Consider the following 17,937-nt stretch of genomic DNA (forward strand, 5'->3'; position numbering starts at 1 on the left):
ATCTCTATAAAACTGTTATGATTCACCTCTGTAAGAATTTACCATGATAGCGATCGCTAATTATTGAGAGTGAGTATTTTTTGCTTCATACTCTAGTCGGGTTAGCTATTCATTGTTGAAGAGAAGCAATAATTTCAGGAGTTAATTCTGCTTCTGGTTGTACTACTTCACGTTCAGCTAAAACTGATTTAATTTGACTTTCGGAAGCTTTTCTTAATCTTTGTAACAGTGTGTTAAAACTTTGTTCTTGCTCAATTATTTCTTTTTCTGGTGTTGCTTGAATAAACTCTGTGGATACGGCTTGACGAGTTAAAGCATAAACTATATATTGATTCAAAGAAACACCTTCAGTTTCAGCTAACTTGATTAATTGTTGGTGTAGTGTTTCTGGTAATCTCAGTGTTAATCTACTCATAGCTAAATTTCTCCAGAGGATAATTTGATTACTAGCTGTGTAGGTGTCATAACTTGTAAACATAAAGATTGTTTTGCATTTTGAATAGTTTTTTGTAAAAGATTAAGATTATTCAGTATCTATTATGTTAAAAGTATCTCTATTTTTGTTGCTAATCATTAACCCATGAATCACTGGATCAACATATTCAAGTATGCGATTTATGACATTATTCATATAATTTTTATTTTCTAACTGTGTTAATTTTTCTCCAATAAAGCTATACTCTTCAAGCATTAAAAACTCTCCTAAAATCGGTAGAAAAGGATAAATTAACTGACTATTTTTTTCTGCATCATCTAATCCAGATGAATCACAAAGTATATTCAAATTTATTTTAAAAATTGTCGTTATAAAATCATGATCATTGTTCAAAATAGTAATAGTAGGTAGTTTAATTACTTCATGTATAAAATTTATTTTTTCCCTCAACTTCATATTTGAATAAAAATCAATAAAATACTCTGATATTTCAGTGGAGGTCATAATTAAATATTGAACAGAATCCAATTTTTGATGATTTTCTGTTGCAAATGACTTCAATTTTTCCATTAAGAAACCAGATGTTGCATCAAAAATTATTTCCTGTTCTATAAAAAAGAGTTCTGACAAGAATATATATCTATCTTCTTTCGTTTTATCAATGATTTCTACTATCTTTTTTCTATCTATTGCTTTAAAAAACTCTTGATGTTCTTCTAAAATACACTCGAACACTAACATATATCGTTTAATAATGTTTTTGTCATCTGGCTCATCAAGTAAAATCTTTTTCAGACAAAATATAAAAAGGTTAGTTATGTATTTTTCCGAAGCTGGTAAATGGCGACCTATTAAAAAATTCCTAACACCTTCTAAATTATCTGGAAAATATTTACCTTCTACATCACGTTCTAAAGCATTTGATAAGGCTTTTCCAATAACAGGAGGTTGACTAAGTAATACTTCAATGGCTGTTCTAATATGTGTACGAACTAATTCAGGTGTTGGTTGAAATAAAAAACCTTCAGTATCTAAAACAGGATGAGCGCAACGGTGTCTATCTTCTTGAATTCTATCCAGATGATTATACTCCGTAGATGTTAACATTTTAACATCATTAAAAGCCTGAGATAAAATAGTTCTCTCCCAAATAGCAACTTGCTTTTTATCTTTATGAGTGCGAATTTTGTCAATTTCCTTAAGGCATATTTTAGCGGCTGGATCACCGAATGTTTCAGCAAGATAGCGAAACTTTTGGTAAAGGTCATATACTACAGCAATCCAAATAGAGACAATAGCAGATCGATACGCTCCCCCAGAATAGGAAACTATAGCCTCTGCTGCATATGCTCTAATATTTTCATCATCAATATCTAACAAAAGAGATTCAAGATCAGCGAGTTGACTATAGCGTTTCATAAAAAAATCTGCAAAATTTTGGCATGATATTATGAGACAGTGAAAGGATTAATTATCTGCAACCCGTCAATATTTGAGTAACCAAAATCCTCTGTATAAAGTGTTTGGATCTTGGCTTCTAAACAAGCAGCAATAATCATGGAGTCCCAGTGGGAAAGACTGAAACGATTCATTAGATTTTCAGCACTATTTATAATACTCCACGTAGGAATAACAGTGTACCAAACTTGCTGTAAATCACGAATATATTGATAAGCTTGGGTTTTGTCATATCCTAATTTTTCTAATTTTCGGCTTGCTGCTAAATATTCACACGCAACTTGCCAAAGTAAAACACCATCTGTTAGAGACAATACTAGAGATGATGCTTTTGCTTGTTTGATAGGATCACGGGGATCGTTGACATAAATTAAGATATTAGTATCAACGGCGTTCATGCAGCATCTCCCGTGTAAAATGAGGTGCATTTAATGGAATCGGATTTTGCTGCATTCGTGAAATTAGAGATTTGAGAAAATGTTGTTTACTTTCTACATCGGAAATGGGAGGTGAAACAATAGAACTTGATTGAATGAGTAATTCCACCTCAGAACCTTCAGGTAAATTACAGGCTGTTTCCAAAATGAATGTGCCGTTACGATAGACTGCTTTTAGGGTAGGGGGCATAATAAAAAACTCCATAATTTAATTATTGTAGAGCAAGTTCAGCCAACAATCAGAGTCACCCATCAATTAACAAGTTAATATTACATTACAACACAACCTTTGTGACGTTACCGCTCACATTGTCCCTAGCAGTAATAGAATAATAACGATATCCTTGTAAAGCCTACCAAGAACAAAAGGTAGAGGTTAAGTAGCAGATTTGACAGAATTGGATCACCAAAACTCTGTATCCAGAAGACATTAGTAGCATTTTAGAAGTTAGTAAGATTTTTATGGTTTCCCAAATTCGGTTTTTGATGTGCGCTCCTGACCATTATGATGTGGATTATGTGATTAATCCTTGGATGGAAGGGAATATTCATAAGTCCTCACGCGATCGCGCCGTAGAGCAATGGAATAAATTATACAATGTCATTAAAAATCACGCCATTGTTGATTTAGTTGCCCCAGAGAAAGGTTGGCCTGATATGGTATTCAGTGCTAACGCGGGTTTAGTCCTTGGTGAAAACGTCGTTCTTAGCCGCTTTTTGCATAAAGAACGCCAAGGAGAAGAACCGTATTTTCAACAGTGGTTTGAACAAAATGGTTTTAATGTTTACACACTTCCTAAAGACCTCCCCTTTGAAGGTGCTGGTGATGCACTCCTAGACCGAGAAGGACGCTGGTTGTGGGCTGGATATGGTTTCCGGTCAGAATTAGATTCTCACCCCTACCTGGCTAAATGGCTGGACATTGAGGTGATTTCTTTGCGGTTGATGGATGAACGTTTTTATCATCTTGATACCTGCTTCTGTCCTTTGGCGAATGGTTATTTGCTGTATTATCCTGGTGCGTTTGATTCTTACTCTAACCGCGTGATTGAAATGCGCGTCGCACCTGAAAAGCGGATTGCTATTGAAGAAGCTGATGCTGTTAACTTTGCTTGTAATGCGGTGAATGTGGATAGCATCGTGATTATGAACAAAGCCAGTGAGAGTTTAAAATCACGTTTGGCTGAAGTTGGTTTCCAAGTCATTGAAACACCGTTAACAGAATTTCTCAAAGCCGGTGGGGCGGCTAAATGCTTGACTTTGCGGGTAACAGAACCTATTGGCGAGGAAATTCACGCTAATGCTTCTGTAGAAAGTCGTGTCATTCGCATGGAAGGACACTTGCTAGATGCAGGTTTAATTAACCGCGCTTTAGATTTAATTGTGGAAATGGGGGGAAGTTTCCAAGTTCTCAAATTCAACTTGGGAGAACAACGTCAAAGTACATCTGCGGCTGAGGTGAGGGTATCTGCACCATCTCACGAAGTGATGGAAGAAATCATCTCCCAGTTGATTGATTTGGGTGCAGTTGATTTACCCCAAGACGAACGAGATACTAGATTAGAACCTGTGATCCAAGCGGGTGTTGCTCCTGATGATTTCTATGTCAGCACGATTTATCCTACTGAAATTCGTGTAAATGGAGAATGGCTGAAGGTGCAAAATCAACGCATGGATGGGGCGATCGCTATTTCCACAACTGCTAATGGTATAGTAGCAAAATGCAAACTCCTCCGGGATTTAGAAATCGGCGACAAAGTAGTTGTAGATGTTTTAGGTATCCGCACCGTCCGCAAAGCTGAATCACGCGAACAACGCAATTCCCAAGAGTTCAGCTTTATGTCTTCCGGTGTTTCCAGCGAAAGACGGGTGGAATTAGTCGTGGAACAGGTGGCTTGGGAATTACGTAAAATTAAGGATAGCGGTGGTAAAGTAGTTGTTACGGCAGGTCCTGTGGTAATTCACACAGGTGGCGGTGAACATCTCTGTCGCTTAGTGCGAGAAGGCTATGTACAGGGACTTTTGGGTGGAAATGCGATCGCTGTTCATGATATGGAACAAAACCTGCTGGGAACATCCCTGGGTGTGGATATGAAGCGCGGTGTAGCTGTGCGCGGTGGCCACCGACATCATTTAAAAGTCATTAATATCGTCCGCCGTTTTGGTAGCATTGCTAAAGCTGTAGAAGCGGGAGTGGTGAAAAGTGGGGTGATGTATGAATGTGTGAAAAATAACATTCCCTTTTCTCTCGCTGGTTCAATTCGGGATGATGGTCCGTTACCCGATACCCAAATGAACTTGATTTTAGCACAACAGGAATATTCTAAAATCATTGAAGGTGCAGACATGATTTTGATGCTGTCTTCCATGCTGCATTCTATTGGGGTGGGAAATATGACTCCCGCAGGTGTGAAGATGGTTTGTGTGGACATTAACCCGGCTGTGGTGACAAAATTGAGCGATCGCGGTTCAATAGAATCTGTAGGTGTGGTGACTGATGTGGGTTTGTTCCTCAGTCTGTTAACTCAGCAATTGGATAAGTTAACAAGTCCTTATGTTGCTAATGTAGGTTAAGAAATATCTCACGCAAAGGCGCAAAGACGCAAAGGGTTTTTCTGGGCGTTTTTGTGTCTTTGGTTTGGAAGTTTTTTTCACGCTCCAGGCGCAGAGGACACAGAAAAATATAATATAAGCAGTACCATTTATTCCTGTACTCACTATCAAGGTTAACTAAATGCAAATGCTAATTCGACTAAAAATTGAAAAATTTATTGAAGATGAACAAGAATATTTTGTAGCTACAAGTGATGATTTACAAGGTTTATTGGCAGAAGGTAAAACAGTACAAGAAGCTATAGAAATTGCTGAAGATGTAGCTAAGGTATTATTGGAATTGGAGAAAGAAAAAAATCATAATTTTCATTTACAAGATTTACCTTCTCAATTTGAATATCCGTTAATTATGGAGGTATAATGGGGGATTAGCGGGTTTTTCCTATCGAGAAGAGTTAAAAATAGAATTATGGTAAAAATACAAATAATTGACTCTAATCAATCCTACACATTTGCTGATTATTTCAAATTGAATTATGAACCAGATGAAATTATAGGATATTTTGGCTATAAGTTTCAATCACAATCTCTAACTTTACCAACAACTCAACAAAATTTAGAAAGATTAACAGATCTAAAAAATCGTATTGAAGAAAGTTTACCCTATATTAGTTTAACCAGTGAAACCGCCAGAAGAGAATTTTTAATTGCTCCTGTAATTATGGAACTAATTCACTATACCCATGCTAAAGTTAGAGTAGAGTATGGGTTAAATATCAATAATCAATTAAAAGGAGTTGTTGATTATTATATTAAAGCTGATAACCAATTATTAGTTATTGAAGCTAAAAATGCCGATTTAGAAAGGGGAATTGTCCAATTAGCCGTAGAATTAATTGCCTTTGATAATTGGTCTCCTATTGATAATCCTATCCTGTATGGTGCAGTTTCTATTGGTAATATTTGGCAATTTGTAATTTTACATCGGGAATCAAAAGAAATTACTCAAGATTTAAACCTTTATCGTGTCCCCAATGATTTAGAAATTTTAATGAAAATTTTAGTAGCTTTAATGAAAAATTTATAATTATCAAGTAGGTTGGGTTGCAAAACCCAACACCACAAATTATTATTTCTAATGATCTTGTTGATTTAACCAAGTTACTAAATCAGCAACTTCAGAAATATTAAACAACGCAGCACCTAAATTTTCTAACTGTTCAACAGGTAAACCTTTGACTTTTTCAACTATTAAAGAATCAATTTCCCCAAACCGTTGATTAAGTAAACGTAGACAAAATTTAACTTCTCCTCTTTGTTCTCCAATTCTTTCTCCCTTCTGCAAAATGTCCTGATAAATGACTGATTCTTGCATAATATCCTCACTTAACAATTGACGAATAAAGTCTTTCTCAAATCGCAAACCTGCTAAAATCTCTGTGTAAGCGGCAATATTCTGTTTAGTCTCCCTATCTGCAATTTTAGCAACATTATTGGCAATCTGGGATAATAGGCTTTGAGGTGAATTTGTCTGTGTTAATGGTGCTAATGGTAATAATGCCAGATTATTGAGAAATAAAGCTGAATCTTGTTCCCACATTCTGATTACACGATAACGGTGTCGTGTTGTTTCGTTAATATATTCTTCAGTAAAAACAATTGGATCATTTGTTTCTTGCAGGAAAATCACTACTTGGGTTACAGGAACTTGATATGTACGGATTAATCTCACTGAATAGTCTAACTCTCTAAAAGGAATTGGAGGTTTAGATTGTGGGTTGGTTTGAAATTCAATATGTAAAATCCGATTTTCTGTTTGTAAGAAGGTGACAAAATCAGCGCGAATTGGTTCTATACTCAATTCGGTTTTTAAGACTTTGATGGTTTTTGGTGCTTGGGGAAGTAACCATTTAGCAAAATCAAAGGGATATTTTTCTGCTAGTAGTTTACAAACGTTGTCAAAACTCATGAGGTTATAAAATTAAATTGTCAGAATCAGGATATCCAGGATTTAAGGATTTCCAGGATGTTTGTTTGAGTTGTGTTTTTAGGGTTTAAGAGTTTATGATTAATGTTAATATATACGATTTTCAACATAAAATTTTCAAAATAAAAATTATAAATACTCAATTCATTTAAAATAATTTAGGGATAGGGATATGGATATTACAAAAATCCTGATTCAGACAATATTCAGTTTCGCGCAAAGACGCAAAGGAAAACCAGCAATTTATCAATAACATCCTGTAAATCCTTAAATCCTGGATATCCTGATTCTGACAATATTGAATATTCATTTTCACGCAAAGACGCAAAGGAAAACCAGCAATTTATCAATAACATCCTGTAAATCCTCAAATCCTGGAAATCCTGATTCTGACAATATTGAATATTCATTTTCACGCAAAGACGCAAAGGAAAACCAGCAATTTATCAATAACATCCTGTAAATCCTTAAATCCTGTACTTCGACTTCGCTCAGTAACCGGATATCCTGATTCTGACAATTTAAAAAATGTGTGCTATCCTAAGCAAAGACACCACAATCTGCTTTACTGTCGAAAGAAAAAATTTTATTTTTCCGCCTAACGGCGGGGGTTAAGAAGGGAAAAGAGAAAGAAAAGAAAAGAGCAAAAGAGCAAGAGTGTAAAGGGCTACTAAGTCCTCGCCGCACCACCACACACAACCCGAAAACCAATACCGTTGTCGCCGTTGTCGAGAGCGTAGTAGTTGCGATAAGCAGAACGGCAATCTCCAGGAAAGCCGCCTCACCGAACCACCGCGCAGCAGTTTTACATCGCTTCGTCCTGTCAAAGCAATACCGTCTCTAGGCGCATCACTATAATTATCTATATAATCATCCAAACACCATTCCCACACATTACCGTGCATATCATACAAACCAGAAGCGTTAGGGGGAAAAGAACCTACATCTGTGGTTTGTTGACGGTTTTTGCCTTCTGGTGCAGAAACATAGGTGTAATTACCATCATAGTTTACCAAATCAGTGGTTATGCTTTCACCAAAATAAAACGGTGTAGTAGTTCCGGCTCTACAAGCCTACTCCCATTCAGCTTCACTGGGTAATTTATAGTTTTTTCCTGTTTTTTGACTTAACTTTTCACAGAATTTAACTGCATCATTCCAACTGACTCGTTCAACTGGGCGATTATTGCCTTTGAATGCAGAAGGGTTACCACCCATGATAGCTTGATATTGTGCCTGTGTCAATTGATATTTTCCCATGAAGAAACTAGGAACAGTAACTTGATGTTGGGGACTTTCGGTTGAATTCCTTCTTGCTTCGTTTTCCGGTGAACCCATGATAAATGTTCCTCCTGGGATTTCCACCATTTCCAATGTCACACCATTTCCTAAGTCTTCTGTAAAGTATTTCGCGCTTTCCTTGCGTCGGTTGGTGATATTTCCCCGTGCGTTAGTGCTGACCACTTCAAAACTAAAGGTTTTCAGGTTATTTGAGGAAGTTGTATTCTCAGGTGTTGGTGTATTTTCAGGAGTTGCTGTATCTGAAATTGAGGTTTGATTTTTCTTCCCAGGAAATAAACTTTGTCCTACAAATGCGACAGTTATACCACCTAAAAATAATCCTCGATAGATAAAACCGCGACGATTGATTGTAGTTGGAGAATTTCCCGAAATTTGATGTTGAGAAATTTGATTTTGAGAACTTCCAGAATTTCCCAAAATTTGATTTCGAGGAATTTGATTTCCCCCTGGAGGTACATAAACTGTAGGAGGAATTTGTAAATCTTTGATGACCTCATCCGCAGATTGATACCGTTCTTGAATCTCAATTTTCAACAACTTATCTAAAATTTGCCCCAATTCCTGACTCACAGAAACAGATAAATGTTGTTGCCAATTATTCACCCAACTAAAACCATTTCTTGTCCATAAATTAAAAGGATGAACCCCTGTTAAAAGATGAAAACAAGTTGCACCTAAAGCAAATAAATCACTGGCTCGATAAGCTTCACCAAGCTGAATTTGTTCCAGTGGACTATAACCATGAGTACCTATTCGTGTTCCTATTTGGGTGTGAACTGTGGTAGTTAATTGTTTCGATGCCCCAAAATCAATTAATACCAACTTACGATCACTGGCTCGGCGCATGATATTCTGTGGTTTAATATCCCGATGAATAACCTGGCGCTCATGAATAAACTTTAAAGATGGTAATAAATCTAGTAATAATTCCCGAATTTGATTTTCGTTATATTTACCCTTTTGTTTTAATTCATCTAATAAATTATCCCCTTTAATAAACTGTTGTACTAAATAGAGAAAACCATTATCTTCAAAATAAGCAAACAGCATTGTTATTTGCGGGTGTTCTCCTAAATCTTGTAAGCGTTTAGCTTCTTCAATAAATAATTCTGTAGCTTTTTTTAAAGCGTAAGTTCCCGACTGTTTAGGTGCAAGTTGCTTGATTACACAAGTTTCATTGAGTTTCTGGCTATCTTCCGCTAAATAGGTTCTCCCAAAACCACCTTCAGCAGAAAGCACCCGCAATACTCGAAAGCGATTGATTAATAATGGTATTAACGGGGTTCTGCAACTTTGACAGAACTTGTTATGATCAGGGTTGATAGCTTGGGAACAATCCGGGTTTAAACAGCAGATCATAATCTGTGGCAGATGACTGTATAACCTTTATCATACAACATAAGTAATTTTCTGTCCCTTCCTGATATAGCGGTATGCACTTAAATGAAATACATCATCAACCCTTGCAGATACCACTTGTGGTACACCGTAGCCTTTAAGGAGAGGGCTAGGGAGAGGTAGGGAAGGGGGGAAGGGGGGTTAGGTTTCTGGAGATTATCGGTTTCATCTAATACTTTTCAAACAACCTCTTATACCAAATTTTTTTCATCTAAAATCTAAAATCTAAAATCTAAAATTCTTATAAGGGAAACTCTCTATAGAATCCCCGCGTCTTTGGACCGGGGAGTGTCAACCTATTTACACTATGCTGTAGTAGTAATCGAAGTTAACGCCCCAGCATCCCCAGCTTTTTTCCTGTCTGGAAACGAGCAAGAGAAGGAGGTCGCCCACTGCGATACAGGAGAAGTTACTCATTCGTAACCCTATGCCATATTGGGATCTGATTCTAGACCCCATTGGTGTTTGAGTATTTCTTGGTAAGTTGCTTCACGGACGACCATTTGCTCATAAAGTTTGACCAAAAAATCCTGAGCTTGTTCGTGGCTCATGTGTTGGACTTGTGTAGCAAAGGAGCGAATGCTAAATTGCTGTTCCAAAGATAGTTCAGTTCGTTGATTCATAATGAACTCCAAAACAAACAAGGTTTAAAGTCGAAATTGATAACAGAATTGAAAAGTTGGAAGTCAGTATTTAAAGGTAAAACAGGCTGTTGCTTGTTATTTAAATTCCTTAGTTCCTTTATTTGCAATCTGTTGAATTACATAAAAGTCCGAAGAGGTAATCCTTGGGCTAGATTTTGCTTAACATTTGTTTCTCTATATTAAGAAAGATAACAAGTCTTTGACAATTTGCCCATCTTTTTGAATTTATTTTTCCGAGGTATGTGCTGGTATTGAATCTATTGATACAAGAATCAACTCCGCAGAGAGCGGATTTGTGCAAGTTGGATGGTTTGATTTTGGTGGAAATTCTTTAAATTACAGTAGTTATGGGTTGATTGCTATTTAGAGGTTATGGGTGAGAAATCAACGGACAGGCAAGTTTTATGCTTGGCACTGATTTTGATTCTCTGATGTCTTAACCGCTTATTTGCTATTTATTTAAGACAGACTACAAGGTGCAATATGTCAATTGTGGAAATTATAGAAATTTAAGCTCCTGTTGTAATTTTTGGAGATTAAAAATATTTTTATCAAATTGTTAATATAAAAAATGCTCAATTTGAACAAATTGTTAAGTATATTTACTTTTTTAGTTAGGCAAGGGGGAAGGGTTCATCTCGTTCCCAGTCTCTGACTGGGAATGCTATCACAGAGGCTCTGCCTAAATCTGTTGTTGAAGGCAGAGCCTTCTGGAGTTCATTCCCATACAGAGTATGGGAACGAGGGGAGACTGGAAAATTAGGCTTTTACGGACACAAGGACAACGGTAATATTATCGTGTCCACCTTGTTCTTTGGCGGCTTCAACTAGGGTGTGAGCAGCTTTTTCTAAATTGGGTGCGTCGTTGATGTATTTAAAGATTTTCTGATCTATGAGTTCTTCTGTGAGTCCATCACTACAGAGGAGTAGGCGATCGCCATTTTCCAGAGTTAGTTGCTGAATATCAATCTGATTCAGGTCTTCCCTACCTAAACAACTGGATAAAACATGACGATAGGGATGAACCCTAGCTTCATCAAGAGTAATATCACCGATTTTCATGGCTTTGGCAATCCATGTATGGTCTTCTGTAATTTGTTCTAATTGTGATTCTCGCAGACGGTAGAGACGGGAATCACCAACATGACCGCATACAGGTAACTCAGATGGACGGATAACTACTACTACGGCTGTCGTTCCCATATCAGCACGTTCAGGATGATTTTGCTGATCTTGAACTATGGCTTTATTTGCAGTGGATAAAGCTTGTTCTAGGAGTTTTGAGGAAGATTCGGGGGATTGCCAATTTTGCTCTAGATATGCACAAATTTCGGCAGTAGCGATGCGACTAGCCTCTTCTCCTCCTGCATGACCACCCATCCCGTCAGCGACTATAAAGAATCGCCCTGCGGGATCAATATAGTAGGAATCTTGATTATAAGCACGAATACGCCCCCGATCTGTACAACCGGTAGATTCAAGTTTCATAGATTTTTCGTGAACAATTAATTAATACATCCGATCATAACGGTCGAGGCGTAAAAGCAACCGAATCAGCATGAATGAAACTGATGCGGCAATTAAACCAATAAAGCTTGCTAACCAGACATAATGGCTAACTAGGAGAATTGTACCAGCAATTGTAAAACCACTGATAATAAGAGCATAACTTATTGCCAGTTGTATATTACTCTGCCGCCGGATCAGGCGTTCAGTTTCGACGGAGCGAACTCGCAGCCGGATATCCCCACGTTCTATTTTATCTAGGGTATCTTCTAATCTCCGTGGTAATCCTAAAGCAGTGCTACTAACTTGGACTGCTTGACGACTTAATTCATTCAAGAAGCTATTCCCCTCAGAACTACTGTTATCTGTCATAAGCTGCATTGCATAAGGCTGGGCAACTTCCATAAAGTTAAATTCTGGATCTAGACCTTTACCAACGCCTTCGAGGGTAGAAAAGGCACGCATGACGAAGGTAAAAGTTGCTGGAAATCTAAATGGTTGATCATAAGCGAGTTCATACAAGTCTTCACTGATGGCTGCCACTGATTGATTTTCAAAGGGCTTATCCATGAAGTGATCCAGCATAAACTGGACTGAACGACGGACAGGTCCCATGTCATCAACTGGGGCGATCGCTCCTAAATCAACTAGAGATTTTACCACACGATCGCCGTCTTTTTGAGCGATACCAAATAAGGTTTCCATTAATCCTTCGCGGACATTGGATTTAATTGTTCCCATCATCCCGAAGTCGTAGAAAATCAAAGCGCCGTCGGGACTAACTGCCAGATTACCAGGGTGGGGGTCAGCGTGGAAGAAACCATTATTGAGCAGTTGATGGAGATAGGCTTGTGCGCCATAGCGAGCGATCGCTTTTCTATCTACACCCGCAGCATCTAAAGCATCATACTGACTAACTTTAATCCCTGGCACATACTCCAAAGTAATTACTCTAGAAGTAGCATAACGCCAATAAACCCTCGGTACTTTCACCCAATCATAAGGGCGGAAATTCCGGCGAAAAGTATCGGCATTGCGTCCTTCATTCAGATAATCAATTTCTTCCCAGAGAATGCGACAACATTCTTCATATATACCCATCCAATCTCTGCCGCGTCCCCATTTAGGATGATTTTGAAAATAGCGGGCAATACCTTTAAGAATGCCTAAATCAATTTCAAACAGCTTTTTGAGTCCTGGACGTTGGACTTTGACAACTACGGACTCACCAGTATACAAGGTGGCCTTGTGGACTTGACCCAAACTAGCAGCAGCGAGGGGAACAGGTTCAAAATCTTGGAAAAGTGTGGGAACAGTCTTACCTAATTCCTGCTCAATAATTCCTTCTACCTGTTCATAACTAAATGCTGGGACTCTATCTTGTAACTTAGATAACTCCTCCACATATTCAGCAGAGAAAATATCCGCACGAGTTGAAAACAATTGTCCAATCTTAATAAAAGTCGGACCCAAATCTAAAAACGTGGTTCTAATCCAGATTGCTTGGGCTTTGCGTCTAGCTGCTTGCTTAGATTCTGTTACACCACCGGAGTAACTCCAAGCTTTGTTATAGCGCCAAATTTTGAACATCAAGGTCAAGACAAAAGACCAAATATCCACAAAGCGGCGTTTGCTAGAGTATTCTTCCCGATTCCAACGGTATGCTTTGTCTGAGTAACCTTGTTCCATATTTTTCTTATACCGTCGGGTTGTTGCGGAGGGAGGTAGGGGAGGTAGGGGAGAATATTTTTTCACATTACCAATTACCCATTACCTATTCCTATTACCCATTACCCATTACCCATTACCTATTTTGCAGCATTACGATGCTTCTGCAATTCACTTCTTAATAGAGCGATTTCTGCCCTTAATTCGTCAATTTCTGTCTGTAAGTCTACTGTATCTCCACCAGATGAAGTATTACCTGTGGTTGTACCAGTTGCAGACGATTCCGCTGCTCGATTAGCTCGTGCCATCACTTCTTCTGTAAACTGGCGTAGTTGCTCTTTAGTTTCAGCATCAAATTTGCCTAGTTCACTCAAAGCATCAGTCAAGGCGACTTCTACACGCTCATTAATCACTTCAGCTACTGCTCTGCCTACGAAAAAGGCTTGCACAAGGGGATTACTCATAAATTTTTGTAAAGTTGCTCCGCAAAAAGAATTATAACCTGTATATAGCCCGTAATGCTTCTATCTGAAAGTTTTCTGAGTTGGTGAAATGCAACCACTGTAGATAGGTATCTCTCGTCAGAGTAAACCCAAAAGGGTCAAGGCACAAAGAAATGGACTTATTCAGAGTATCGTTTAAATAGATGAAAACTGCTGTAACATAAGAAATATTTACGTCTTAACAGGAAATAGTAAAAATGCTGGCAAGTTACATTGATAAAGCAATGGAATTAGCAGTTTATGAAATTATTGAAGATGATGGTACTTATTGGGGTGAAATTCCAGGTTTGCAGGGAGTATGGGCAAATTATAAAACATTAGAAGGTTGTCGGCGTGAATTGAGAGAAGCTCTAAGTGATTGGTTGGCTTTACGTTTACGTTTAGGGTTAAATATTTCTTTGATTGAGAATATTAACTTAAATCAAATTACAGAGCCAGTATAAGAACCTAAAAATACAAATATACTTAAATGTTGTGGTGCAGCTATGTCTAGACTCCTGGTAACTCAATATCAAGCCGAAGTCGAAAAAATCATTCAATATGGTGGTTCTCGCAAAGAAACTTCTATTCGTGTCGCTTTTCAAAATCTCCTCAATGAATATTGCAAACCGAGAGATTTTTTACTGATTCCTGAATTAGATTATAGATTACCAAATGGTAAACTTGTTTATCCCGATGGCACAATTAAAGATGCTTTGCGGTTAGATTGGGGTTATTGGGAAAGTAAGGATCAATATGATAAATTAGATGAAGAAATTGCCAAGAAATTAAATAAAGGTTATCCCGATAGTAATATTTTATTTGAAGATTCCCAAACTGCGGTTTTAATTCAATCTAGCACAGAAACCATGCGTGTATCTATGCGCGACGCTGACGCAGTAGATGGAATTATTACCAATTTTATTAATTATGTGCGTCCTGAAGTTAAGGATTTTCGGGAAGCGATAGAAATTTTTAAGCAAGATTTACCCACTGTATTAAATTCTCTCAGAGATTTGATAGATTGTCAAGGGGAAAATAACACATCTTTTCAAACTGCGCGGGATAAGTTTTGGGGAATTTGCAAGGAATCAATTAACCCAGAAATCAGTTTATTTGATATTCGGGAAATGATGATTCAGCATATTTTGACGGAAGATATTTTTATCAATATTTTTAATGAATCGCAATTTCACAGAGAAAATAATATTGCGGGGGAATTACAAAGGGTAATTTCTACCTTTTTTACGGGAAGCGTGAAGAAAAATACTCTGGGAACGATTGAAAGATATTATGCAGTGATTAGACGAACTGCGGCTAATATTTATAATCATCAAGAAAAACAGAAGTTTCTCAAAGCTTTATATGAGAATTTCTACAAAGCATATAATCCCAAAGCTGCGGATAGGTTGGGGATTGTTTATACTCCTAATGAAATTGTTAGGTTTATGATAGAAAGTACAGATTTTTTAGTTCATAAACATTTTGGGAAGTTGTTAGCGGATAAAGATGTCGAAATTTTAGATCCTGCGACGGGAACGGGGACTTTTATTACTGAGTTGATTGATTATTTACCAAAGCAGAGTTTAGAACATAAGTATAAACATGAAATTCATTGTAATGAGGTGGCTATTTTACCTTATTACATTGCAAATTTGAATATTGAATACACCTATAAACAGAAAATGGGTGTGTATGAGGAGTTTGAAAATATTTGTTTTGTAGATACTTTGGATAATACTTCTTTTGCGGGTAAGCAAATGGATTTGTTTGCTATGAGTGTGGAGAATACCGCAAGAATTAAAAGACAGAATGATAGAACTATTTCTGTGATTATTGGTAATCCTCCTTATAATGCAAAGCAGGAAAACTTTAATGATAATAATGCTAATCGTTATTACACAGCTATAGATAAGCTAATTAAGGAATCTTATATTAAATATAGTAAAGCTCAAAATAATATTGTTGTTTATGATATGTATACTCGGTTTATTAGATGGGCTGCTGATAGACTAGGTAAAAATGGGATTATTGCGTTTGTTTCTAATAGTTCTTTTATAAATTCTATTGCTTATGATGGTTTTAGAAAAGTTGTAGCTAAGGAATTTAATGAAATTCATGTTATTGACATGAAAGGTAATGCAAGAACAAGTGGAGAAAGACGACGCAAAGAAGGTGGTAATGTCTTTAGTGATGAAATTAGAGTAGGTATAGCTGTTTATTTTTTAATTAGGAATGAAAACGCGGAAGGTTTCAAAGTTTATTATAATGAAATTGATGATTATACAGATTCAGATGAAAAGAAAAAATATTTTAGTTCCCAAAAATTTAGAGATTTAGGTTTTACTCATCTTAAACCGGATAATAATGGTAATTGGATTAATCAATCTGATAATGATTTTGATAGTCTTTTACCTTTAGTTGATAAGGATGTAAAAGCGGGTAAAGGAGAAGAAGCGGTTTTTAAGTTATTTTCTAGAGGTATAGCAACACAAAGAGATGAATGGGTTTATGATTTATCAGAAACTGCGTTAGAACAAAAAGTAAAATTTTTAATTGAAGTTTATCAAGAAACATTAAAAGATTCAAATTACCCGAACAAGGATACAATTAAATGGGATAGAGAATTAAATAAATATTTAGATAGAAGAATCAATAAAACTTTTCAACCTGAACAAATTATAAAAAGTTCATACCGTCCTTTTTATAATCAGTATTTTTACTTTGATAAGCATTTTAATGGAATGACTTATCAATGGTTTGATATTTTAAATGAAAACGATACAGAAAACAAATATATAGCTTTTTCAGCGTCAGGAAATACAAAACCCTTTCATTGTTTAGGTAGTAACACAATTATTGATTTACATTTAACCGGTGATTCTCAATGTCTCCCCCTCTACCGTTACGACAAAGAAGGAAAACGCATTGATAATATAACCGACTGGGGACTAAAACAAATTCAAACCCATTACCAAGATTCAACAATTACCAAAATAGACATCTTTCATTATACCTACGCAGTCTTACATAACCCAGGTTATCGCAGCAAATACGAACTCAACTTAAAACGTGAATTTCCGCGTTTACCCTATTATGGAAACTTCCAAAAATGGGTTAATTGGGGTAAACAACTTATGGAATTACATATTAATTATGAAACAGTTACACCTTATAATTTAACCCGTCTTGATATTCCCTTAAAAGACAACCAAAAAACACCAAAAGCAAAACTCAAAGCCGATAAAACCAAAGGTAGTATTATCTTAGATGATGTCACCACATTAGAAAATATTCCGAAAATAGCTTGGGAATATATGCTGGGTAATCGTTGCGCGTTAGAATGGATTTTAGATCAATATAAAGAAAAGAAACCAAAAGATCCAACCATTGCGGAAAAATTCAATACTTATCGTTTCGCAGATTACAAAGAACAGGTAATTGATTTATTAATGAGAGTCTGTACCGTGAGTGTGGAAACAATGAATATAATTAGAGAAATGGAATAATGTCAGAATCAGGATAACCAGGATTTGAGGATTTTCAGGATAAAATATCAAAAATTAAACGCAGATAATTTTGACATTTTCTCTGTGTTCTCTGTGTTCTCTGTGGTTCGATAAAAAAAGAAATTGTCTGAATCAGGATACCCAGGATTTGAGGATTGTCAGGATTAATGAATATAATAATGTCTGATAGCGTAGCGTGGCGAAGCCATATCAGGATACCCAGGATTTGAGGATTGTCAGGATTAATGAATATAATAATGTCTGATAGCGTAGCGTGGCGAAGCCATATCAGGATACCCAGGATTTAAGGATTGTCAAGATTAATGAATATAATAATGTCAGAATCAGGATATCCAGGATTTAAGGATTTTCAGGATTAATGAATATAATCATGTCAGAATCAGGATATCCAGGATTTAAGGATTTTCAGGATTAATGAATATAATCATGTCAGAATCAGGATATCCAGGATTTAAGGATTTTCAGGATTAATGAATATAATCATGTCAGAATCAGGATATCCAGGATTTAAGGATTTTCAGGATTAATGAATATAAT

Annotated in this window: 14 protein-coding genes and 1 pseudogene; 5 read left to right on the forward strand and 10 right to left on the reverse strand. The window is 36.6% G+C overall.

Annotation, left to right across the window (positions count from 1 at the left end; all coding sequences use genetic code 11):
* Positions 1–109: 109 nt before the first annotated feature.
* From AN486_RS01175 to AN486_RS01190, 4 genes are read right to left on the reverse strand one after another with little or no spacing between them, the layout of a single operon-like run.
* The gene (locus tag AN486_RS01175; RefSeq protein ID WP_290598751.1) at positions 110–478 is read right to left on the reverse strand and encodes a YlcI/YnfO family protein; all 369 of its coding nucleotides are present in this window, start codon (positions 476–478) and stop codon (positions 110–112) included.
* Between the two features lie 45 nt (positions 479–523).
* A complete protein-coding gene (locus AN486_RS01180) occupies positions 524–1,855 on the reverse strand; it encodes a hypothetical protein (RefSeq protein ID WP_290598753.1) in 1,332 nt (443 codons plus the stop codon).
* Between the two features lie 29 nt (positions 1,856–1,884).
* Entirely contained in the window at positions 1,885–2,292 is a 408-nt protein-coding gene (locus AN486_RS01185) for a PIN domain-containing protein (RefSeq protein ID WP_290598755.1), read from the reverse strand.
* Positions 2,279–2,521, reverse strand: a complete 243-nt coding sequence (locus AN486_RS01190) for an antitoxin family protein (RefSeq protein ID WP_168359798.1) — start codon at positions 2,519–2,521, stop codon at positions 2,279–2,281. The genes AN486_RS01185 and AN486_RS01190 overlap by 14 nt, the downstream gene beginning before the upstream one ends.
* A gap of 272 nt (positions 2,522–2,793) precedes the next feature.
* On the opposite strand from AN486_RS01190, the gene AN486_RS01195 reads away from it, so the two are divergent.
* The 3 genes from AN486_RS01195 (at position 2,794) to AN486_RS01205 (ending at position 5,971) form a co-directional block, all read left to right on the forward strand.
* Positions 2,794–4,905 carry a TIGR00300 family protein gene (locus AN486_RS01195; RefSeq protein WP_168634913.1) on the forward strand — a complete coding sequence of 704 codons (2,112 nt, stop codon included), beginning with the start codon at positions 2,794–2,796 and terminating at the stop codon, positions 4,903–4,905.
* A gap of 160 nt (positions 4,906–5,065) precedes the next feature.
* On the forward strand, positions 5,066–5,305 hold the full coding sequence (locus AN486_RS01200; protein WP_053538473.1) for a DUF1902 domain-containing protein: 240 nt from the start codon (positions 5,066–5,068) through the stop codon (positions 5,303–5,305).
* 48 nt (positions 5,306–5,353) lie between these two features.
* Positions 5,354–5,971 carry a hypothetical protein gene (locus tag AN486_RS01205; protein WP_290598761.1) on the forward strand — a complete coding sequence of 206 codons (618 nt, stop codon included), beginning with the start codon at positions 5,354–5,356 and terminating at the stop codon, positions 5,969–5,971.
* A 48-nt stretch (positions 5,972–6,019) separates the two neighbouring features.
* Here the strand turns inward: AN486_RS01205 and AN486_RS01210 are convergent, their stop codons facing one another.
* From AN486_RS01210 to AN486_RS01235, 6 genes and pseudogenes are all read right to left on the reverse strand, one after another.
* Positions 6,020–6,853: a DUF4351 domain-containing protein gene (locus AN486_RS01210; protein ID WP_168634914.1), complete on the reverse strand. Its 834-nt coding sequence runs from the start codon at positions 6,851–6,853 to the stop codon at positions 6,020–6,022.
* A 688-nt stretch (positions 6,854–7,541) separates the two neighbouring features.
* Positions 7,542–9,531, reverse strand: a pseudogene (locus AN486_RS01215) (SUMF1/EgtB/PvdO family nonheme iron enzyme).
* A gap of 464 nt (positions 9,532–9,995) precedes the next feature.
* Positions 9,996–10,193, reverse strand: a complete 198-nt coding sequence (locus tag AN486_RS01220) for an NblA/ycf18 family protein (protein WP_290598764.1) — start codon at positions 10,191–10,193, stop codon at positions 9,996–9,998.
* A gap of 780 nt (positions 10,194–10,973) precedes the next feature.
* Positions 10,974–11,702 carry a Stp1/IreP family PP2C-type Ser/Thr phosphatase gene (locus tag AN486_RS01225; RefSeq protein WP_168634916.1) on the reverse strand — a complete coding sequence of 243 codons (729 nt, stop codon included), beginning with the start codon at positions 11,700–11,702 and terminating at the stop codon, positions 10,974–10,976.
* 21 nt (positions 11,703–11,723) lie between these two features.
* Entirely contained in the window at positions 11,724–13,409 is a 1,686-nt protein-coding gene (locus AN486_RS01230) for an AarF/ABC1/UbiB kinase family protein (RefSeq protein ID WP_168634917.1), read from the reverse strand.
* Positions 13,410–13,528: 119 nt separating this feature from the next.
* Positions 13,529–13,852 (reverse strand): DUF6825 family protein, encoded by a 324-nt coding sequence (locus AN486_RS01235; protein ID WP_053538466.1) that lies wholly within the window; start codon positions 13,850–13,852, stop codon positions 13,529–13,531.
* A gap of 236 nt (positions 13,853–14,088) precedes the next feature.
* Between AN486_RS01235 and AN486_RS01240 the strand changes: the two genes are divergently transcribed.
* Complete coding sequence (locus tag AN486_RS01240) at positions 14,089–14,334, forward strand: type II toxin-antitoxin system HicB family antitoxin (protein WP_168465875.1); 246 nt, start codon at positions 14,089–14,091, stop codon at positions 14,332–14,334.
* A gap of 42 nt (positions 14,335–14,376) precedes the next feature.
* Positions 14,377–17,379 (forward strand): type ISP restriction/modification enzyme, encoded by a 3,003-nt coding sequence (locus AN486_RS01245; protein ID WP_290598770.1) that lies wholly within the window; start codon positions 14,377–14,379, stop codon positions 17,377–17,379.
* Positions 17,380–17,937: the final 558 nt, after the last annotated feature.

Source organism: Anabaena sp. AL93, from assembly GCF_001672085.1.
In the GTDB taxonomy this organism is placed as follows: Bacteria; Cyanobacteriota; Cyanobacteriia; order Cyanobacteriales; family Nostocaceae; genus Dolichospermum; species Dolichospermum heterosporum.